Origin of the sequence: uncultured Bacteroides sp. (genome assembly GCF_910578895.1) — a bacterium.
In the GTDB taxonomy this organism is placed as follows: domain Bacteria; phylum Bacteroidota; class Bacteroidia; order Bacteroidales; family Bacteroidaceae; genus Bacteroides.
Map to the genome: position 1 here is coordinate 1 of NZ_CAJTSC010000019.1, position 18,834 is coordinate 18,834.

The following is an 18,834-nucleotide window of genomic DNA, read 5'->3' on the forward strand; positions in this document are numbered from 1 at the left end:
TTAGACGTTCGTTTAATAAACACAAAGATATGGCAGTTTTTTGTATTGGCAAAATGTTTGATAGAATTTCTTTGATTATTATAGTTGATAAAGCATGTAAGATACTGTATATTAATAAATAAGTCATTAAGAAATCCTTTGTGGATTTTTGTCTATTTCCTTATATTTATATTTAATATAGTCTGCACCGGAAAGGTGTTTATTAAACGAACGTTTAAAAAACACTTTTCAAACATCTTCCCTCTCTTGACTTTTCGGTACCCTGAAAGTAAAAAATAAAAACACTGGACCTCTTCTGATAAGTTAACATCGTTGATGACAACAAGTTAACATCATCAGGCATACTAAGTTAACATCATTAAGTATAAGAAGTTAACTTCATTGGACATAAAAAGTTAACATCTTAAAAACAGTCTTTTTCCCCTCTCCTACCGCCTGTTTTCAAGCATGTCTTCCAATTCATGGCAAAGTCGTCCTTTCACTTCTTCCATCGGCACTTCCCGTCCCAGCTCTTTTTGAAGCGAAGTCACTCCTTTATCTATAAATCCGCAGGGATTGATATAGCTGAAATAACGCAAGTCCGTATTGACATTGAGCGCCAACCCGTGCATCGTGACATAATGGCTGCTCCGCACGCCGATAGCGCAAATTTTACGGGCACGCGGCAAATCACCATCCAGCCATACGCCGGTAGCCTTATCCACACGACCGGCACGTATCCCGTAGGAAGCACAGACGCGAATCACCGCTTCCTCCAGCAGATGCACATACTCTTTCAATCCCAAAGAGAACTCTTCCAAATTCAGGATAGGATAACAGACCAGTTGTCCCGGTCCGTGGTAAGTGATATCCCCGCCACGGTCTATATGATACAGCGAAGCCCCTATCGCACGGAGCTGTTCTTCGCCCAGCAACATATTGCCTTCCTTGCCGCTGCGCCCCAACGTGTATACATGGGGGTGCTCGCAGAGCACAATACGGTTCACATACTCCTCTCCCGCTTGTTTGGCTTGCACAAGCGCGTCAAAACATACCGTCTGCCTGTCCCATGCTTCGGCATAGGGAACAGTTTTCCAATCCGTTATTTCCAGTCTCATATCACAAATATATCACATTTATTTTATTAATACAATTTGTCGGTAAGAATATAAATACAGAGATTATCCTTAATTTCCCCAAAAGCATTCATTACATCTACATACTTTTAATAACTTTGTTGCCTGGACAAAAGAGCCGGCAAGCCTTATTAACTTGCCAACTCCTCATCCCATCAACTTCAACAATACGCAGGACATGAAAAAAATCGTTGTCGCATCGGATTCGTTCAAAGGCTCATTAACTTCCTTGGAAGTGGCGGCTGCCGTGGAAGCGGGAATCAGGAATGTTTTTCCGCAATGCACTGTTGTCAAGGCAAACGTGGCAGACGGTGGCGAAGGAACCGTAGATGCCATAGTCAAAGCCTTGGGCGGATACATCCACACAACTACCGTTGCCGATCCTTTGGGAAGGCAGATAGAAGCAGCGTACGGGATTGTGACTTTAAACGGTATCCAAACCGCCATTATAGAGATGTCCGCCGCCAGCGGTCTCCCGCTCTTACATCCGGACGAACGGAATCCGTGGGTCACCTCCACTTACGGCACCGGTGAGCTGATTCGGGATGCGCTACGCAAGGGATGCCGCAAATTCTTAGTGGGAATAGGCGGCAGTGCCACCAACGATGCGGGCACAGGCATGCTCTCCGCCTTAGGAGCAAGATTTCTGGACAGCCGCGGACAACGGCTGAAAGGTTGCGGAGCCGCTCTGAAATCCATTGTCCGGATAGACCTGTCGTCCCTTATGCCCGAAGTGCGGGAGTCGGAGTTCATCGTGGCTTGCGATGTGGACACTCCCTTTTGCGGTCCTGATGGAGCGGCGTATGTGTTTGCTCCCCAAAAAGGAGCAGACCCGCAAATGACGGCGGCGTTGGACGGCGGCATGTGTTCGTTTGCCCGTATCATAGCCGGACAGTTCGGAAAAGACATAACGTCCTTACGCGGAGCCGGAGCCGCAGGCGGATTGGGCGGTGCCTTCAACGCCTTTCTGAACGCCGGGCTGACGCCGGGAATAGAAATGGTGCTCGATGCCATCGGTTTCGACTCCATGCTCGAGGGAGCGGACCTTGTCATTACGGGAGAAGGGAAGATAGATTCGCAGACCGCCACGGGGAAGACAGCGGCAGGCATATTGCGGCATGCCGGACGCAAAGGCATCCCCACCCTTGCCATAGGCGGCTCCGTAGAGTTGTGCCAGGAACTCAGGGAAATGGGGTTCATCGGCATATACTCCATCATCAACGCGCCGGTAAGCCTTGAAAAAGCCATGCAAAAGGATTGGGCAAGCGCCAACATCCGGTGGACGGTAGAACAAATACTGACCACACTGAAACACAGGGGTTAGAGGAGTTATCCACCGCTCCATTAGGTTCGTTAAAGAAGTTAAAGCCGATGCCCTTGTAATAGCAATTGAAAAATAAAAACGTAACTTTGTGCGGACCAAAATACGACAACGCTTATGGAATTTCCACATGTCGACCTTCCCGTAGACCTGATTGCATGGACAGACGTCACAGAAGACATCCTTAATATCTACAAGCAATCCTGCCGCCTGAAGGCATGTATCTTCGCTTTATGCACCGAAGGCTCCATTACGGTATCCATCAACTTAATGGACATCGAAATCAAACAAGGCGACTTCATCATACTGCTTCCGGGCACCATCATCCAGTTTCACGGTCAAAGAGAGAAAGTACGCATCTGCTTTGCCGGATTTTCCGAGCACTGCCTCAACGGAATCAACATCATCCAATCCACCGTAGGCTCATATTCCAAGATTATAGAGTCGCCTGTGATACCGCTCAACGATACGGTCGCCTCTTATTTCAAGGAGTACTTCGCATTGCTGGCGCGTATCTCTACCGGTTCCTATATGCCCAAGACGCGAATGGCACAGAACGTGCTGAACACATTGCTCGACGGTATCAACGACTTGTACAGCAACCGTACGGAACTCCCAAGCAGAGTGAAAAGCCGGAAAGAGGAGCTATGCCGCGAGTTCGTGCAGCTGCTTATCGAGAACTATACCACCGAACGCCGCGCGCGGTTCTACGCCCAACGACTGGGCATATCCCTGCAACACCTCAGCACCACCATCAAGCAGGTGACGGGCAAGAATGTGCTGGACATCATAGCGCATGTGGTTATCATCGACATCAAGGCAAAACTGAAATCCACCGACATGACCATTCAGGAGATTGCCTATTCGCTGAACTTTCCCAGCGCCTCGTTTTTCGGCAAGTACTTTAAAAGGCACATGGGAATGAGCCCGCAGGAATACAGGAACAGCTGAGCCTGCCAACGATGTTTAAAACGGCGCCCTGATACATGGCTTTTTGATTAAGCCATGCAACAAAATACTTTTTTTCTTTTTTTATAGGTGGAGTTCGCTAATAAGTTCTATATTTGTCGATACGGATTTCCGAACGATATGTTGATTTATAAATGAAACTCAATATGAAAAAACAAACTGTCAGCCTACTTGTCCTTCTGCTTGCGGCAAGCGGCTTTTTCTTTTCTTGCGGTAACATCATGAACAAAAACGCCGGAGCGTTGGAGTTCGACAGTATACAAGTGAACGAGACCGCACACCTCTTCGGCGATACCGCCAAACCGGCGTGCAACCTCACCCTCAGCCTGGCATTCGTTTCCCGCTCTTCCGACCCGAAGATGAAGGACAGCCTGAACACCTACTTTCTCTACGCCTGCTTCGGCGAGCAGTTTATGAACATGACACCCGAAGAAGCCGTGAGGAAGTATACCGAAAAGTATGTCGGCGACTATCGCAAAGATCTGGAGCCGATGTATCTGAAAGACGAACAGGATAAAGAGAATGCCGGAGAGATAGGTGCATGGTACTCCTACTACAAAGGTCTGGAAAGCCACGTGCAACTATACACCGGGCATCTGCTCGTCTACCGCATCGACTACAACGAATATACCGGCGGCGCGCACGGCATCTACACGTCCTCTTTCCACAACCTCGACCTGCGCACATTGGCACCCGTCCGCCTGGACGACTTGTTTGCAGGCGAATACAAAGAACAGCTCACCGACCTTCTGTGGAACCAGCTCATGGCGGACAACAAGGTATCCACCCGTCAGGAACTGGAAGATATAGGCTACGCCACCACCGGCGACCTGACCCCTACGGAAAACTTCTACCTGGGCAGCGAAGGCATCACATTCTATTATAATGTATACGACATCGCCCCCTACGTAATGGGCCCCGTGAAGATAACATTGCCGTATGAAGTAATACAACCGCTGCTGAGCGACGACAGCATAAAGATTTCAGAACTCAGATTTTAGATTTATGGATTGCCGTGCGGCATCAACGCGCAGCCAATCATAAACCTGAAATTTGAAATCCGAACAACCAATCATAAATCCGAAATTTAAAATCCGAAACCTAAAATAAAAACAATGGACCTTATCCTGAACTACTTTCCCGACCTGACCGAGGAGCAGAAAAGGCAGTTTGCCGCACTCTACGATCTCTACACGGACTGGAATTCCAAAATAAACGTCATTTCACGTAAAGATATCGAGAACCTGTACGAACATCACGTTCTCCACTCCTTAGGCATAGCCAAAGTAATCCGTTTCAAACCGGGTACGAAAATCATGGACTTAGGCACAGGGGGCGGATTTCCGGGCATCCCGCTTGCCATACTCTTTCCCGAAACGCAGTTCCACCTGGTGGACAGCATCGGCAAGAAAGTGCGCGTAGCCACCGAGATAGCCGGTAGCATCGGACTGAAAAACGTAACCACCCGCCACGCGCGTGCCGAGGAGGAGAAGCAGGTGTTCGACTTCGTTGTGAGCCGTGCCGTGATGCCTCTTGCCGATTTACTGAAAATCATCCGAAAGAACATTTCTCCCAAGCAGCAGAACGCACTGCCCAACGGACTCATCTGCCTGAAAGGCGGCGAGCTGGAGAAAGAAGCGATGCCCGTAAAAAACAAAACCACGATGTGGGACCTGAAAGAGTTTTTCAAGGAAGAGTTTTTCGAGACCAAAAAGGTGGTGTACGTATCGGTATAAGAGGTAAGCATCGGAAACCGTAAAGTTGACCTTCAGCCGCCTAAAGTCGAGGTTTGCAACGCTAAAGTCAATGTTTAGGTTTCTTCCGTATACACCCCTGCAGCAAAACATAAAAAAGGAAATTATTACAGTAAACATAATCCTATGAAGATAAAGAGATTCGAATTCAACATGTTCCCGGAGAACTGCTACGTACTGTGGGACGATACCAACGAAGCCGTAATTATAGACCCCGGTTGCTTCTACGACGAGGAAAAACTGGCTTTAAAGAACTTTATCATCAGCAACAAGCTGAACGTGAAACACCTGCTGAACACACACCTGCACCTGGACCACATCTTCGGCAACCCCTTCCTGCTGAAAGAATTCGGGCTGAAAGCGGAAGCCAATCAGGCGGATGAATTCTGGATTGACGAAGCACCCAAGCAAAGCCGCATGTTCGGCTTCCAATTGCAGGAGCAGCCCGTGCCGTTGGGCACGTACCTGCACGACGGCGACATCATCGCTTTCGGCCATACGGAACTGGAAGCCATCCACGTACCGGGGCATTCGCCGGGCAGCCTGGTGTTCTATTGTGCGGCGGAGCATTGCATGTTCTCCGGCGATGTGCTGTTTCAAGGCAGTATCGGCCGCGCCGACCTCTCCGGCGGCAACTTCGACGAACTGATAGAACATATATGCAGCCGCCTGTTCACGCTTCCCAACGAAACGATTGTCTATCCGGGGCATGGAGCGCCTACGACCATCGGCACGGAGAAGGCGGAGAACCCGTTCTTCAGATAATTATCATCAGTACTTAACTTTAAATGAACAATACACATGAAAAACGACCTGTTGGCTAACCGTCATATCGGCATCAGCAAGAAAGACGAAGAACAGATGCTCCGCAAAATCGGCGTGGCAAGTCTGGACGAACTGATTGATAAAACCATCCCTGCGAATATCCGCCTGAAAGCACCGCTGGCTCTGCCCGAAGCCATGACCGAATACGAGTTCGGCCGGCACATCGCAGAGCTGGCTGCCAAAAACAAACTCTACACCTCCTACATCGGCATGGGTTGGTATAACACCGTGACACCAGCCGTCATCCAACGTAACGTATTCGAAAATCCCGTGTGGTACACATCCTACACGCCCTATCAGACGGAAGTGTCGCAAGGACGGCTGGAAGCCCTGCTGAATTTCCAGACCGCCGTTACCGACCTCACCGGCATGCCCCTTGCCAACTGTTCCTTGCTGGACGAGGCTACCGCCGCTGCCGAAGCCGTGACGATGATGTATGCGTTGCGCCCGCGCGAGATGCAGAAGGCGGGAGCCAACGTGGTGTTCGTAGACGAAAACGTGTTCCCGCAGACGCTTGCCGTCATCACCACCCGCGCCGTGCCGCAGGGCATCGAAATACGGACGGGCAGATACGATGAAACGGAGCTTGCGCCGGATACTTTTGCCTGTATCGTGCAGTATCCCAACGCCGCAGGAAACATAGAGGACTACCGTTCTTTTGTGAAGAAAGCACACGCCGCAGGCTGCAAAGTGGCGGTTGCCGCCGACCTGCTGAGCCTTGCCCTGCTCACCCCTCCGGGCGAATGGGGAGCGGACATCGTGTTCGGAACCACCCAACGGCTGGGCACACCGATGTTCTACGGCGGTCCGTCGGCAGCCTACTTCGCCACACGCGACGAGTACAAGCGCAACATGCCGGGGCGCATCATCGGATGGTCGAAAGACAAATACGGCAAACTGTGCTACCGCATGGCATTGCAAACCCGCGAGCAGCACATCAAACGCGAAAAGGCTACTTCCAACATCTGCACGGCACAGGCGTTGCTTGCCACTATGGCAGGTTTCTATGCCGTGTACCACGGTCCCGAAGGCATCCGTGCCATTGCAGGACGCATCCACAGTATCGCCGCATATTTGGAGAAAGAAATCAATAAACTGGGTTACAGGCAGACGAATGCCCGTTACTTCGACACGCTCCGCTTCGCGCTGCCCGACAATGTGTCGGCACAGCAAGTCCGCACCATCGCCCTAAGCAAGGAAGTGAACCTGCGCTACTTCAATAACGGCGACGTAGGCATGAGCATTGACGAGACCACCGACTTGGCGGCAGTCAACGTACTGCTCTCCATCTTCGGCATCGCCGCCGGAAAAGATTATACCAAAGCCGCCGACATCCCGGAAGAGTGCACCATTCCGCAATCGTTCCGCCGTCAAAGCGCATACCTGACGCACGAAGTGTTCAACAAGTATCACACGGAGACGGAAATGATGCGCTACATCAAGCGGCTGGACCGCAAGGACATTTCATTGGCACACTCCATGATTTCCCTCGGTTCGTGCACCATGAAGCTGAATGCTGCCGCAGAGTTACTGCCGCTCAGCCGTCCGGAGTTCATGGGCATGCACCCGCTCGTGCCCGAAGAGCAGGCGGAAGGTTATCGCGAGCTTATCCGTAACCTCTGCGAAGAACTGAAAACTATCACCGGCTTTGCCGGCGTAAGCCTGCAACCCAATTCCGGGGCTGCCGGAGAGTATGCGGGACTGCGTGTCATCCGTGCTTATCAGGAAAGTATCGGGCAGGGACACCGTAACAAGGTGTTGATACCCGCATCGGCACACGGCACCAATCCGGCATCGGCGGTCCAGGCAGGTTTTACCACCGTCACCTGCGCCTGCGACGAACAGGGCAATGTGGATATGGACGACTTGCGCGCCAAAGCCGAGGAGAACAAGGACAACCTTGCCGCCCTGATGATTACCTACCCCTCTACGCATGGCATCTTCGAAACGGAAATCGTGGAGATTTGCAAGATTATCCATGCCTGCGGCGCGCAGGTATACATGGACGGCGCCAACATGAACGCACAGGTGGGTCTGACCAATCCCGGATTTATCGGTGCCGACGTATGCCACCTGAACCTGCACAAGACATTCGCATCACCTCATGGCGGCGGCGGACCGGGCGTAGGTCCTATCTGCGTGGCGGAACACCTGGTTCCGTTCCTGCCGGGACACGAACTGCCGGGCAGTGCCGCCAACCAAGTATCGGCAGCTCCTTTCGGCAGCGCGGGCATCCTGCCTATCACCTACGGCTACATCCGCATGATGGGCACGGAAGGACTGACACGTGCCACCAAGGTTGCCATTCTGAACGCCAACTATCTGGCTGCTTGCTTCAAAGAGACCTACGGCATCGTCTATCGCGGAGCAAACGGTTTTGTGGGACATGAAATGATACTGGAATGCCGCAAGGTGCACGAAGAGACGGGCATCAGCGAGAATGACATCGCCAAGCGCCTGATGGACTACGGTTACCATGCGCCTACCCTCTCCTTCCCCGTTCACGGCACACTGATGATAGAGCCGACGGAAAGCGAGAGCCTTGCCGAACTGGACAACTTCGTCAACGTGATGCTGTCCATTTGGCAGGAAATACAGGAAGTGAAGAGCGGCGAAGCGGACAAGACGGACAATGTACTGGTAAATGCACCGCATCCCGAGTATGAGGTGGTTGCCGACACGTGGGAACACGGCTACACGCGACAGAAAGCGGCATATCCGATAGAAAGCGTCCGCGATAATAAGTTCTGGGTGAATGTGGCACGTGTGGACAACACGCTGGGCGACCGCAAGTTGCTGCCTACATGCTACGGATGTTTTGAATCTTAGAGCCTGTTTAGGATAAAAGAGAAATTAAATACACGGTTTTTTCATTCAGAGGAGTTAGAGGAGTTAAAAGGAGCTATCAGCCGCCAAGTCGGCTTAGAAGTTAAAGCCGATACTTCTATGACAATGTCATACGCAAGAGTATCGGCTCTAACTACTTTAACGACTTTAACGACTTCTAACGAAGTGATAACTCCTCTAACTCCCTTGAATGCAAAAGCCGCGTATTAAAGTTACCTTTTCAGTAACCCTATCTTTACATTCAGTTTAAAATAATACACCCCGTTCTCCCGCTCCAGAAAACCGTATTTGTCTTTATCCACCGAACCTTTCTCGAAACGGGTGTTTTGATAAAGATAGTCGGTAAAAGTCTGCTTGGCGGATTTATGGTAGCAAAGCACCTCACCCTCTCCGTTGGTCAACAACATACCCTCTACGGCAGAATCCGTACCGTTGTAAATCTTTGCCGGACGCATGCCCAACGCAAGCGCCAGCAGGAACTGTTTCATCTTGAACTCGTAGAAGCCGTGTTTGTTTATCAGTTCGTCCTTTATCTTCAAAGGATTTATCTCCTTGATGCGTTCCGTCAGTTCGGCAACGCGGGTGATGCCGTCCAGATGCATGATACGCACCATTTCGGCAAGCATGCGGGGAAAGTGCAGGTCTATCATCAGCAGGTTGCAACGGAACACACGGTCGGCAACATCGGAATACTTCAACACGCCGCCCAGACGCTCAATCATCATCATGCGTTCGGCAACTTCCGTAGGCGATTCGGGCAAGGCGTTCACCTTGTTCACCGTGGGCACGGCAAACTTCACCCCGCTTTGCTCCAGTTTCAGGTTGGCAGTGCGCCCGCCGTCCAGCAACGGGTTCATACGGCTGAGGCGGCAACGGACGGCAAAGCCCGTCAGCGGAGCGTCCACGCTCCAGAAGGCTATGGAGAAGTCCGTACGGTCGTCCGTCTTCGACTCCAAATCGTAGATGTTCACGGCATCCAGAAAAGCTTCCAGCCCTTCGGGCACTTCCACTTCCTCTCCTTGCCCGTTCTTCAGCAGATAAAGTATCATTTCCGCCGCATCGCCAAAGTCAGCACGTGGAAAAACAACAGGTTCTTTCCCTGCCGTTGCGGCAAACGTGCCGTCCTTCTCCATCACGCCGCTGACAATGCGCACATCCTCCTCTTCGATATAGTAACGGCGCGTACCGTCATGTTCTTCTCTCTGTATCAGCGCAATATGCCAGCAATTCTTATCATCTTTCTGTGCCTTCGGAGTGCCAAGAAAAACCTTTCCGTCCGCCAGCAAGCGGAAAAATGTATAAAGCTCGCCCAGTTCACGCTTTGTTGCTTCAAATGCCATATCAACTCGATTTTTTGTTAAATAAGTGTGCAAAGATAAGTAAATCCATATAAAAGATATGGAATTAACAAACTATTTCCATACGGAAACGTTCTACCGGATACGTAAAACATAAAAAACGAGAACATGGAAAAAGAAGAAAATAAGGTAGCCGTTACGGCTACGCCAAACGGGCCTTTCATTGTAGAAGGCAATTTCAAACTGATAGACAGGGAAGGCAGAGCGACAATGAAGGAAGGCAGGATAGCCCTCTGCCGTTGCGGGCGCTCTTCCAAGCAACCTTTCTGCGACGGAACGCACCGCAAGATACACTATAACGACCTATCGGTGAAGCACGACTCTTCCATTTGATAAAAGAGTTGGAGGAGCTATCGGGAGTTAAAGGAAGCCCGAAGACTTTACGCTTCTTCAAAGCGTAAAGTCTCCACTTTCTCCAAACGTGCCCTCAGCCTGGGCATCATCGACTTACGGATACGGAGCGTCATGCGGCAATCCATGTCGTAGGACTGTTCCAGCATTTCCGGCTCTTCTTCCTTCACGATGCGCATCACATCATTCATGAAAGGATATTCGAAGAGGACGGTCACCGTCTCGTCCACCGTTTTCTCAATGACGGAAGCAGCGGCGACAGCTTCGGCGGCAGCTGCCTTATACGCCACTATCAGCCCGCTCGTGCCCAACTTTATACCGCCGAAATAGCGGACAACAATAATCAGGATATCCGTCAGCTCGTTCGAGTTTATCTGTCCCAGGATAGGTTTTCCTGCCGTTCCGGACGGTTCTCCGTTGTCATTGGCACGGAAATCCTTGCGTTCATGCCCCAGCATATAGGCATAGCACACATGGCGGGCATCGTAGTATTTCTTCTGATAAGTTTCCAGATGCGCCTTTACTTCTTCAACCGTACGCACCGGCAAGGCAACGGCAATAAACTTGCTGCGCTTCTCGGTATATATTCCTTCGGACGGGGCGGCAATGGTTTTATACGTATCTTCACTCATGCCGCAAAGATACTACACTTTTTGCTATCCGCCTTTGGATAACTGTCAAAAAAAACGTTCAACGGATGTGTTTCTTCGCCAATTCCAACAACGGTCTCGCCGCGATTATCAAGGTTACGGCAGACAGTATCATCAGTACGCCAAACATAATGCGCGGGGTGAGTTGCTCGCCAAACACCACTACTCCGAAGAACAGCGCCGTCACAGGCTCCAGCGCTCCCAAAATGGCAGCCGGCGTAGAGCCTATGCGATGAATGGAAAGTGTCATCATAATCAATGAAATGATAGTAGGAAACAGAGCCAGCGAAAGAACATTGACCCATAACACCGGGGAAGGGACAGGCTGCAGAGCCGTGCAGAAATCCAGACGGACCACGTAAATGCTGATGCCGAACAGCAAGGCATAGAAAGTAAGCTTTGCCGTGGGCAGGTCTTTCAGGGAAGAACGGTTCACCCCTACTATATATATGGCATACGTCAGCGAAGAGAGGATGACAAACAGCACTCCCAACGTGCTCAGCGTCTTTCCGTCTCCACCCTCATACAGCAAAGAGATACCCGTAAACGCCAGCGCAATGGAAAACATCGTAATAAAAGAGACCTTCTCGTGAAAGAACACCGCCATGATGACAGCCACCAGCACCGGATAAACAAACAGGATGGTGGACGCGATGCCTGCATCCATATAGTTATAGCTCTCGAACAGAAAGAAGGAAGAAAAGGAGAACAGCAGTCCCATTACCGCCAACGGAAGTATGTCGGCCTTCTTCAAGGCAAAGGATTGCCTCTTCACTTTCATCAGGATGCCCAACATCACTACTGCGAAAAAATAGCGGTAGAACAGGACGGAATCCACATTCATCCCCGCCCCATACAAAGGCAATGCAAACAACGGATTCATTCCGTAACTGGCGGCGGCAATGGCACCGTAAGTAAATCCTTTAAGACGTTCACTTGTCATGGCAATATCTCTTTCTGAAAACCGGGCGCAAAGATACCGCTTTTAGGCATACGTTGTACACCTTTTCGGTTTTACCTCACAAATGCACCACAGTTTTTTCATTTAAGGGAATTAGAAGAGTTATAATAACATATCCCTACCACATCTGCCAGCAACCACCCGATAGGTATAGACCACCAAATGCCCGTCACTCCGACAGACGGAATGGCGGCAAGCACATAGGAAAGCACCACGCGGGTGCCCAACGAAATCACCGTAAGCACCACCGACATTGCCGGCTTACGGATGGCACGGTAATAGCCGTAGAGCAAAAACAGGATGCCGATGCCGCCATAGAACGCACCCTCGATGCGCAGATATTCCACTCCCATGGCAAGTATCTCCACCTCGGACGGACGGACAAAAACCAGCATCAACGGTTCCGCAAAGGCAAACACAAGTATGGAGACTATCAGCGAAAACACCACCGTAGTAAGAAACGCACTGCGGACACCCCGGCGGATACGTTCGTAACGCTCTGCCCCGAAGTTCTGTGCAATGAAAGTGGAAAAAGCATTTCCAAACTCCTGCACGGGCATATATGCGAAGGAGTCTATCTTGACGGCAGCGGCAAACGCCGCCATGACGGCTGTACCGAAACTGTTGACGAGCCCTTGTATCATCAGTATACCGAAATTCATCACCGACTGCTGCACGCAGGTCAGTGTGGAGAAAGAGACTATCTCTTTCAGGCTGCAACGGTCAAAACGCATATCTTGGCGATGCAGCCGCAACTCCGGGCGTTTTCCACGGGTATAGAACATGATTCCCGCAGCGGCAACTCCCTGTGCCACAACGGTAGCTATAGCGGCTCCCTCGATGCCCCATCCCAATTGCAGGATGAAGAAGAGGTCGAACACAATGTTCAGCACAACGGAAACGGCAAGAAACCAAAGGGGAGTGACGGAATCGCCCACGGCACGCAGGAGCGCCGCATAGAAATTATAGATAAACGTAAAGACGATGCCGCAGAAAATTATCCACAGGTAACTACGCATCATGCCGTAAATGTCCTGCGGCACTTGCAGCAAGCGGAGGATAGGGTCCAACCATACAAACGCCGCCACATTCAGCACGCATGTGACCGTAGCTATCAGCACGAACGACACAAAAATGCTACGGCGCAAGGCGGAACCGTTTCCCGCACCGTAGTGCAGCGAAAATACCGTACCGCTGCCGATAGACAAACCAAGCAGGACGGATATGAGAAATACCATCAGCGTATATGCCGAGCCTACCGCCGCCAGGGCATCCGCACCGATACATTGCCCTACAATCAGCGTATCGGCTATGTTATAGCACTGTTGCAACAACGAACCTGCCAGCATGGGCAAGGTGAAACGCAACAGCGTACTCGTTATTCCCCCTTGGGTGAGGTCTCCGTTTCGTGACATTCGCTACCGTCTTTCGATGTTTTCGTATTCCGTTTCGTATTTCCCGGCAAAGATACAAAACATCGCGGTGCAATCTATCCGGCAAGGGGATAAAATAAAAGCAGAGGATTATCCTCTGCTTTCCATGCTGTGCTTGCCCGGGTTGAGCATCTTGACCATCTGGCTGACATCTTTCTTATCGGCATTGCCATACAGCCCGATTTGTTGTCCGGGCACTGTCTCTTTCCCGTTTCCGTTTGCCGGCTGCTCCGGCGTAAGGGAGGTGCCAATGGCATCGCACTCCTTGTTCTTCTTTTCCTGTTTCATACCTATCGTTAAAGTTTAAGTTATCAGAGCCCGTTCAATTTCTCTTCAAAAAGTTTTTTATTCACTTCCTTTTGAGAATTCCAAAAGCATGCGGAACTGAATTCGCACGGGCTCTATGTATGTAACGTATGAAGAAGAAGGATTGTTCACGCCACCTCAGGCAATTCCCAGCAGCTTTACCTCAAACACCAGAGTGGAGAAAGCGGGAATAGGTCCGCTGGTACGTGTGCCGTATCCCACGGCATAAGGGATGTAGATTATCCAGTGGTCTCCTACGTGCATCTGCTGCAAGGCTATCTGCCAGCCCTCGATTACTTCGTTCAGGCGGAAAGCTTCCGGGCAATTACGCTTCCAGGAGTTGTCAAACTCCCTGCCGTTGATGAGTGTTCCTTTGTAATGCACCGACACTACGCTGCCAGAACGCGGAGCAGCACTCCCCTGCCCGCTCTCCAGCACACGGCAAAGCACGCCGGCACCCAATTCTCTGATTCCTTCTTCGGCACGCAGGTTTTGCAGGAACTGTTCGTTCTTTAGCCTGTATTCTTCTTTTCTGCTCATATCCGTCTGCTACCTTAATTCCGTTTGTTCAGTTTCAATTCCGCAATGAAAGCCACTATCAGCCCTATTCCGCCAAATCCCAGCACGCAAGCTCCATAAATCAGTGAGGCAGTCTCTCTAAACCGTCTCCAATCCTTACTTGCGAGATAGTCGGGAATGGTGGTATAGCAGATAAGATAGCCCAGCAGCAACCCGAGTCCCATGCCTGCCAGCAGACATCCTATCTTCAAAGCGGAGAATGAAAAACTTCCCCCATGCAATTTAGGCATATCCATTTGAGGAAGAAGTCCGCGCACGTCCATCTTCTCAATCAGCATAATCCGCTCTTTCTTGCAGACAAACAGTTCAAACAGTTTGTAAATGCCTAAAGTAACAATTGCCAGCATCACCGGCATCATAATAAAATCCATCATATTCGTTTCGTTTTAAATGAGTAAATTTGTTTCTTTGTACCCTTTAGACGCGACAGCCTGCATGAGGTTACACTTCTTCGGAATTTTTTTTTCGGAAAACCTGTAACCGGAGAAGCGAACCTGCGTCTAACAGACAAAATGAAAGACGACGAACTACATATCATTCAACGCATCCTGAAGGGAGAAACGGCTCTGTACGAATATTTTCTCAACACATACGGGCAGCAGGTATTCACCCTGGTGGTGCGTGTCGTCTCCAACCAGGAGGATGCCGAGGAACTGACTCAAGACATTTTCCTAAAGGCGTTCCGGCATCTTTCGTCTTTTAAGGGGAACAGCTCTTTTTCAACATGGATTTACTCGATTGCGTACAACACCGCCATATCGTGCGCACGAAAGAAAAAATTCGATACCTTTGTCATGGACGATGCCCTGCTTGCCGGCATTTCGGACACCCAAGTGGACGAAGCCTTGAATGACGAAAGGGAAGAACAGATTGCCAGGCTGAACAGGGCCATCGGACAACTCAATGCCGAAGAATGGGCACTGATAAACCTGTTTTATTACGAGGGCAAGGCATTGAATGAGGTTGCCCTTATCTTGGGACTGACGGAAAGCAACACCAAAGTGAAGTTACACCGTATACGCAAAAAAATTTATGTTTTGATGAAACAAGAAGATATATGAACGAAGAAACAAAAGACAGAGGATTGAAGAGAGCGGTCGAGAAGCAACAGACAGTTTTCCACTTGCCGTCCAACTTTGCCTACCGCACCATGCGGAAGATAGAAGAAGCCGCACGCCTGCGCGAAAGGAAAGCGGAAAGAAGAACCTTATGGGCAACTATCGCCGCCGCCATCTTCTTGATAGGTATCAGTGCGGCAGGCACGGTTCGGTACTTCGGCAACAGCATCCGGGAAATATTCACCCCTATCGCCTTTCCGCAGCCGGAAAACATCCGGATACCTTCGTTCTATCTCCTGCTGGTTTTAGCGGTGCCGCTTTTCATCCTGTTCGACCGGTGGATGAGAAGACAATACTTCAAACATCATTCCTGAGCGTTTGAAGTTCCGAATAAAAAGACGGGGATGCCAATATTGAAATCAGCTATTGTTTCAATATTGGCATCCCCTTCCTTTTGTATCAATCCGTTCAGTCCAGTTTGTGAATAACCAGTCCCGAACGCAGTTTCGGTTCAAACCAAGTTGTCTTGGGAGGCATGATATTACCGGTATCGGCAATGTCCATCAGTTGTTTCATAGAGACGGGATACAGCGCCAAAGCCACCTTCATCTCGCCACTGTCCACCCGCTTCTTCAATTCGCCCAAGCCGCGGATACCGCCGACAAAATCAATACGCTTGTCAGAGCGGAGATCCTTGATGCCGAGAATTTCATCCAATATCAGGTTGGACGAAATGGTAACGTCCAGCACTCCGATAGGATCATTGTCGTTGTAAGTACCCGGTTTGGCGGTAAGGCTGTACCACTTGCCGTCCAAGTAAAGGGAGAAATTATGCAGACCTGCCGGTTTATAGATTTCCGTCCCTTTCTCCTCCACTATGAAGTTCTTGCCTACGGCAGCCAAAAATTGTTCGGGAACCATACCGTTCAGGTCCTTCACCACACGATTGTAGTCGATGATAGTCAGCTGATTGGCGGGGAAACAAACCGCCATGAAGTAGTTGTACTCCTCGTCTCCGCGATGATTGGAGTTTTGCGCAGCTTTCTCCGCACCCACCAGCGCTGCGGCGGCACTGCGGTGATGTCCGTCTGCAATATAGAGCGCAGGCATTCGGGCAAACTCCCGGGTTATGGCATCAATATCTTCCTGCTTGTCGATAATCCAGAAGGTATGTCCGAAACCGTCACCCGGAGCGATAAAGTCGTAAACGGGTTTCTGAGCCGTGTAGCGGGCTATGACAGCATCCAGCGCAGCATTATCGGGATAAGCAAAGAATACGGGTTCGATATTGGCATTGTTCACACGGACATGCTTCATGCGGTCTTCTTCCTTGTCGCGACGGGTAAGTTCGTGCTTCTTGATGACACCGTTCATATAGTCGGGCACGTACGCGCCCACAACCAAACCATACTGCGTCTTGCCGTTCATGGTCTGGGCATATACGTAGTAGTTCTCCTTGTCGTCCTGCACCAACCAGCCTTTGTCCTGAAACATCCGGAAGTTCTCGGCAGCTTTCCGATAGACACGTTCGTCGTGTTCGTCCGTGCCCACAGGAAAATCTATTTCGGGCTTAATGATATGATACAAGGATTTCTCGTTACCTTCCGCTTCGGCGCGCGCTTCGGCGGAGTTCAGAACATCGTATGGGCGGGAAGCTACCTGCTCCACCAGGTCCTGCGGGGGACGGATGCCCTTAAAAGGTTTAATTGTTGCCATGATTAAGATTTATGATTTTAAATTTTAGATTTCATTTTTTCCACTCTTTGTTCTGCATTTTCTTCTTAGAAGTCAATATTATAGAAGACAATATCTTTTTCAATTGAAAACAATCTTCATTGATTGATTGAAACTGAGAATCAGATAAATAGTTACACCTATTAAGAAGTGCCAACCAAAAGATTGTTTCTCTGGTTTCCTTAAGTGATATAGACATCTTATGAATAAAGTCACTTGTAGACTCAGCAGACATTGACTCACTGATATTAGCCCCTATTGATGTTCCGCATCTCAATATTTGCTTACTCATCACATACTCGCATTTAGTAGTAACGAGATATTGATATAGTCCCACAATACGCACTGCAAAATCAAGAGCTTTCTCGTATGTTTGATTTGTCTGCATAGTTGAAATCAGAAATCTAAAATGACATTTGATTAGTTTACTCTAAACCTCTCACACCCCTCCTTCAAGAACCCTACAATCTGCTTGGCTGCAGCAATACCGGCATTGATATTGGCTTCGGCAGTCTGGGCACCCATCTTCTTTGGTGTAGAAAAATAACGTCCGGCAAACTTCGCTGCAAATGTTTCGTGGGCTGCGGGCATGATGTCGGTCATGTACTTCAAGTCGTTACGCTCTTCCATCAATTGGATAAGTTCGGCCTCATTGATGACTTCCTTGCGGGCGGTATTTACCAGCAGGCCACCTTTCGGCATCTTGTTCACCAAAGCATGGTTGATAGAGTTCTTGGTTTCTGCCGTGGCGGGAATGTGCAGAGAGACAACATCACATGTCGCATAAAGTTCCTCGGCAGAAGCCACGGCTTTCACACCGTCTTTCTCGATAACCTCTTTCGGGCAAAAAGCGTCGAATGCAAAAATCTCCATACCGAAACCTCGGGCGATACGCGCCACATTACGACCCACATTGCCGTATGCATGGATACCCAGTTTCTTGCCCATCAGTTCCGTACCGGAAGTACCGTTGTACATATTGCGGACAGCCATTACCATAAGCCCGAAAGCCAGTTCTGCCACGGCATTGGAGTTCTGTCCCGGAGTGTTCATCACACACACGCCATGAGCCGTGGCGGCAGCCAGGTCTACATTGTCATAACCCGCACCGGCACGTACCACGATTTTCAGTTCTTTGGCTGCATCCAGCACCTCGGCATCAATGACATCGCTACGGATGATGATGGCGTTGGCATCTTTCACGGCTTCCAGCAATTTTGCCTTATCGCCATATTTTTCCAGCAAAACAAGTTCATAACCCGCTGCTTCAATTTCCTTGCGAATACCGTCTACTGCAACTTTGGCAAACGGTTTGTCTGTTGCGACTAATACTTTCATAATTCAAAAGGTATTAAAAAAGACTCACCACAGACTACGCAGACTGACACCGACTTTAGAGCCTGTTTAAATTTTCTTCAAAAAGTTTTTCTTTAGCTTCTTTTGATTTTCTTTCCGGTCTGTTTTCCTCTTTTTATTCGTCACATAGTCCGCTATGCTCCTCCTGAAAATAGAAAAACATCCTCGAAAAGAACTCTCAAAACAGTGCTGAATAAAATTTAAACAGGCTCTAAAT

General features: G+C 49.8%; 20 protein-coding genes. 9 read left to right on the top strand and 11 right to left on the bottom strand.

Features of this window, described 5'->3' with window-relative positions; all coding sequences use genetic code 11:
• Positions 1-428: 428 nt before the first annotated feature.
• Positions 429-1,097, bottom strand: coding sequence for a lipoyl(octanoyl) transferase LipB (gene lipB / locus QZ327_RS06685; RefSeq protein ID WP_294618168.1), 669 nt, complete (start codon positions 1,095-1,097; stop codon positions 429-431).
• A gap of 196 nt (positions 1,098-1,293) precedes the next feature.
• Between lipB and QZ327_RS06690 the strand changes: the two genes are divergently transcribed.
• The 6 genes from QZ327_RS06690 to gcvP all read left to right on the top strand — a co-directional run bounded on the left by QZ327_RS06690 (position 1,294) and on the right by gcvP (position 8,813).
• A complete protein-coding gene (locus QZ327_RS06690) occupies positions 1,294-2,439 on the top strand; it encodes a glycerate kinase (protein WP_294618170.1) in 1,146 nt (381 codons plus the stop codon).
• A gap of 114 nt (positions 2,440-2,553) precedes the next feature.
• Positions 2,554-3,387: a helix-turn-helix domain-containing protein gene (locus tag QZ327_RS06695; protein ID WP_294618171.1), complete on the top strand. Its 834-nt coding sequence runs from the start codon at positions 2,554-2,556 to the stop codon at positions 3,385-3,387.
• A gap of 164 nt (positions 3,388-3,551) precedes the next feature.
• Positions 3,552-4,406 carry a DUF3298 and DUF4163 domain-containing protein gene (locus QZ327_RS06700; protein ID WP_294618173.1) on the top strand — a complete coding sequence of 285 codons (855 nt, stop codon included), beginning with the start codon at positions 3,552-3,554 and terminating at the stop codon, positions 4,404-4,406.
• 114 nt (positions 4,407-4,520) lie between these two features.
• The gene (rsmG, locus tag QZ327_RS06705) at positions 4,521-5,141 is read left to right on the top strand and encodes a 16S rRNA (guanine(527)-N(7))-methyltransferase RsmG (RefSeq protein WP_294618175.1); all 621 of its coding nucleotides are present in this window, start codon (positions 4,521-4,523) and stop codon (positions 5,139-5,141) included.
• 144 nt (positions 5,142-5,285) lie between these two features.
• The gene (locus QZ327_RS06710; RefSeq protein WP_294618176.1) at positions 5,286-5,924 is read left to right on the top strand and encodes an MBL fold metallo-hydrolase; all 639 of its coding nucleotides are present in this window, start codon (positions 5,286-5,288) and stop codon (positions 5,922-5,924) included.
• Positions 5,925-5,960: 36 nt separating this feature from the next.
• The gene (gene gcvP / locus QZ327_RS06715) at positions 5,961-8,813 is read left to right on the top strand and encodes an aminomethyl-transferring glycine dehydrogenase (protein WP_294618178.1); all 2,853 of its coding nucleotides are present in this window, start codon (positions 5,961-5,963) and stop codon (positions 8,811-8,813) included.
• A gap of 230 nt (positions 8,814-9,043) precedes the next feature.
• On the opposite strand, the gene QZ327_RS06720 is transcribed toward gcvP, so the two are convergent.
• Positions 9,044-10,171, bottom strand: a complete 1,128-nt coding sequence (locus QZ327_RS06720; RefSeq protein ID WP_294618180.1) for an HpaII family restriction endonuclease — start codon at positions 10,169-10,171, stop codon at positions 9,044-9,046.
• A 126-nt stretch (positions 10,172-10,297) separates the two neighbouring features.
• On the opposite strand from QZ327_RS06720, the gene QZ327_RS06725 reads away from it, so the two are divergent.
• On the top strand, positions 10,298-10,522 hold the full coding sequence (locus QZ327_RS06725) for a CDGSH iron-sulfur domain-containing protein (RefSeq protein ID WP_294618182.1): 225 nt from the start codon (positions 10,298-10,300) through the stop codon (positions 10,520-10,522).
• 47 nt (positions 10,523-10,569) lie between these two features.
• Here QZ327_RS06725 and QZ327_RS06730 read toward each other — a convergent pair whose 3' ends face one another.
• The 6 genes from QZ327_RS06730 to QZ327_RS06755 all read right to left on the bottom strand — a co-directional run bounded on the left by QZ327_RS06730 (position 10,570) and on the right by QZ327_RS06755 (position 14,843).
• Complete coding sequence (locus QZ327_RS06730; RefSeq protein ID WP_294618183.1) at positions 10,570-11,172, bottom strand: YigZ family protein; 603 nt, start codon at positions 11,170-11,172, stop codon at positions 10,570-10,572.
• Positions 11,173-11,230: 58 nt separating this feature from the next.
• The gene (locus QZ327_RS06735) at positions 11,231-12,133 is read right to left on the bottom strand and encodes a DMT family transporter (RefSeq protein ID WP_294618185.1); all 903 of its coding nucleotides are present in this window, start codon (positions 12,131-12,133) and stop codon (positions 11,231-11,233) included.
• A gap of 98 nt (positions 12,134-12,231) precedes the next feature.
• Positions 12,232-13,566: an MATE family efflux transporter gene (locus QZ327_RS06740; protein ID WP_294618187.1), complete on the bottom strand. Its 1,335-nt coding sequence runs from the start codon at positions 13,564-13,566 to the stop codon at positions 12,232-12,234.
• A 108-nt stretch (positions 13,567-13,674) separates the two neighbouring features.
• On the bottom strand, positions 13,675-13,872 hold the full coding sequence (locus tag QZ327_RS06745) for a hypothetical protein (RefSeq protein WP_294618188.1): 198 nt from the start codon (positions 13,870-13,872) through the stop codon (positions 13,675-13,677).
• 156 nt (positions 13,873-14,028) lie between these two features.
• Positions 14,029-14,430 carry an FKBP-type peptidyl-prolyl cis-trans isomerase gene (locus QZ327_RS06750; RefSeq protein ID WP_294618190.1) on the bottom strand — a complete coding sequence of 134 codons (402 nt, stop codon included), beginning with the start codon at positions 14,428-14,430 and terminating at the stop codon, positions 14,029-14,031.
• Between the two features lie 14 nt (positions 14,431-14,444).
• Positions 14,445-14,843 carry a DUF6249 domain-containing protein gene (locus QZ327_RS06755; RefSeq protein ID WP_294618192.1) on the bottom strand — a complete coding sequence of 133 codons (399 nt, stop codon included), beginning with the start codon at positions 14,841-14,843 and terminating at the stop codon, positions 14,445-14,447.
• A 138-nt stretch (positions 14,844-14,981) separates the two neighbouring features.
• Between QZ327_RS06755 and QZ327_RS06760 the strand changes: the two genes are divergently transcribed.
• Both QZ327_RS06760 and QZ327_RS06765 read left to right on the top strand, forming a co-directional pair.
• On the top strand, positions 14,982-15,530 hold the full coding sequence (locus tag QZ327_RS06760; RefSeq protein ID WP_294618194.1) for a sigma-70 family RNA polymerase sigma factor: 549 nt from the start codon (positions 14,982-14,984) through the stop codon (positions 15,528-15,530).
• Complete coding sequence (locus QZ327_RS06765) at positions 15,527-15,901, top strand: hypothetical protein (protein WP_294618195.1); 375 nt, start codon at positions 15,527-15,529, stop codon at positions 15,899-15,901. Before QZ327_RS06760 ends, QZ327_RS06765 begins: the two co-directional genes overlap by 4 nt.
• A 94-nt stretch (positions 15,902-15,995) precedes the next feature.
• On the opposite strand, the gene QZ327_RS06770 is transcribed toward QZ327_RS06765, so the two are convergent.
• Genes QZ327_RS06770 through QZ327_RS06780 form a run of 3 tightly spaced genes read right to left on the bottom strand, consistent with a single transcriptional unit; the run spans position 15,996 to position 18,599 of the window.
• Positions 15,996-17,243 (bottom strand): DUF1015 domain-containing protein, encoded by a 1,248-nt coding sequence (locus QZ327_RS06770; protein WP_294618196.1) that lies wholly within the window; start codon positions 17,241-17,243, stop codon positions 15,996-15,998.
• Between the two features lie 31 nt (positions 17,244-17,274).
• Positions 17,275-17,649 (bottom strand): four helix bundle protein, encoded by a 375-nt coding sequence (locus QZ327_RS06775; RefSeq protein ID WP_294618197.1) that lies wholly within the window; start codon positions 17,647-17,649, stop codon positions 17,275-17,277.
• Between the two features lie 32 nt (positions 17,650-17,681).
• Positions 17,682-18,599: an NAD(P)-dependent oxidoreductase gene (locus tag QZ327_RS06780; RefSeq protein WP_294618199.1), complete on the bottom strand. Its 918-nt coding sequence runs from the start codon at positions 18,597-18,599 to the stop codon at positions 17,682-17,684.
• Between the last annotated feature and the right edge of the window lie 235 nt (positions 18,600-18,834).

Excerpts from the sequence above, each read along its gene's own strand:
- QZ327_RS06765 (WP_294618195.1), top strand. The coding sequence starts at position 15,527 with ATGAACGAAGAAACAAAAGACAGAGGATTGAAGAGAGCGGTCGAGAAG.
- QZ327_RS06700 (WP_294618173.1), top strand. The coding sequence starts at position 3,552 with ATGAAAAAACAAACTGTCAGCCTACTTGTCCTTCTGCTTGCGGCAAGC.
- gcvP (WP_294618178.1), top strand. The coding sequence starts at position 5,961 with ATGAAAAACGACCTGTTGGCTAACCGTCATATCGGCATCAGCAAGAAA.
- QZ327_RS06725 (WP_294618182.1), top strand. The coding sequence starts at position 10,298 with ATGGAAAAAGAAGAAAATAAGGTAGCCGTTACGGCTACGCCAAACGGG.
- QZ327_RS06760 (WP_294618194.1), top strand. The coding sequence starts at position 14,982 with ATGAAAGACGACGAACTACATATCATTCAACGCATCCTGAAGGGAGAA.
- QZ327_RS06740 (WP_294618187.1), bottom strand. The coding sequence starts at position 13,566 with ATGTCACGAAACGGAGACCTCACCCAAGGGGGAATAACGAGTACGCTG.
- QZ327_RS06775 (WP_294618197.1), bottom strand. The coding sequence starts at position 17,649 with ATGCAGACAAATCAAACATACGAGAAAGCTCTTGATTTTGCAGTGCGT.
- QZ327_RS06780 (WP_294618199.1), bottom strand. The coding sequence starts at position 18,599 with ATGAAAGTATTAGTCGCAACAGACAAACCGTTTGCCAAAGTTGCAGTA.
- QZ327_RS06745 (WP_294618188.1), bottom strand. The coding sequence starts at position 13,872 with ATGAAACAGGAAAAGAAGAACAAGGAGTGCGATGCCATTGGCACCTCC.
- QZ327_RS06720 (WP_294618180.1), bottom strand. The coding sequence starts at position 10,171 with ATGGCATTTGAAGCAACAAAGCGTGAACTGGGCGAGCTTTATACATTT.
- QZ327_RS06690 (WP_294618170.1), top strand. The coding sequence starts at position 1,294 with ATGAAAAAAATCGTTGTCGCATCGGATTCGTTCAAAGGCTCATTAACT.
- rsmG (WP_294618175.1), top strand. The coding sequence starts at position 4,521 with ATGGACCTTATCCTGAACTACTTTCCCGACCTGACCGAGGAGCAGAAA.
- lipB (WP_294618168.1), bottom strand. The coding sequence starts at position 1,097 with ATGAGACTGGAAATAACGGATTGGAAAACTGTTCCCTATGCCGAAGCA.
- QZ327_RS06730 (WP_294618183.1), bottom strand. The coding sequence starts at position 11,172 with ATGAGTGAAGATACGTATAAAACCATTGCCGCCCCGTCCGAAGGAATA.
- QZ327_RS06735 (WP_294618185.1), bottom strand. The coding sequence starts at position 12,133 with ATGACAAGTGAACGTCTTAAAGGATTTACTTACGGTGCCATTGCCGCC.
- QZ327_RS06710 (WP_294618176.1), top strand. The coding sequence starts at position 5,286 with ATGAAGATAAAGAGATTCGAATTCAACATGTTCCCGGAGAACTGCTAC.
- QZ327_RS06750 (WP_294618190.1), bottom strand. The coding sequence starts at position 14,430 with ATGAGCAGAAAAGAAGAATACAGGCTAAAGAACGAACAGTTCCTGCAA.
- QZ327_RS06770 (WP_294618196.1), bottom strand. The coding sequence starts at position 17,243 with ATGGCAACAATTAAACCTTTTAAGGGCATCCGTCCCCCGCAGGACCTG.
- QZ327_RS06695 (WP_294618171.1), top strand. The coding sequence starts at position 2,554 with ATGGAATTTCCACATGTCGACCTTCCCGTAGACCTGATTGCATGGACA.
- QZ327_RS06755 (WP_294618192.1), bottom strand. The coding sequence starts at position 14,843 with ATGATGGATTTTATTATGATGCCGGTGATGCTGGCAATTGTTACTTTA.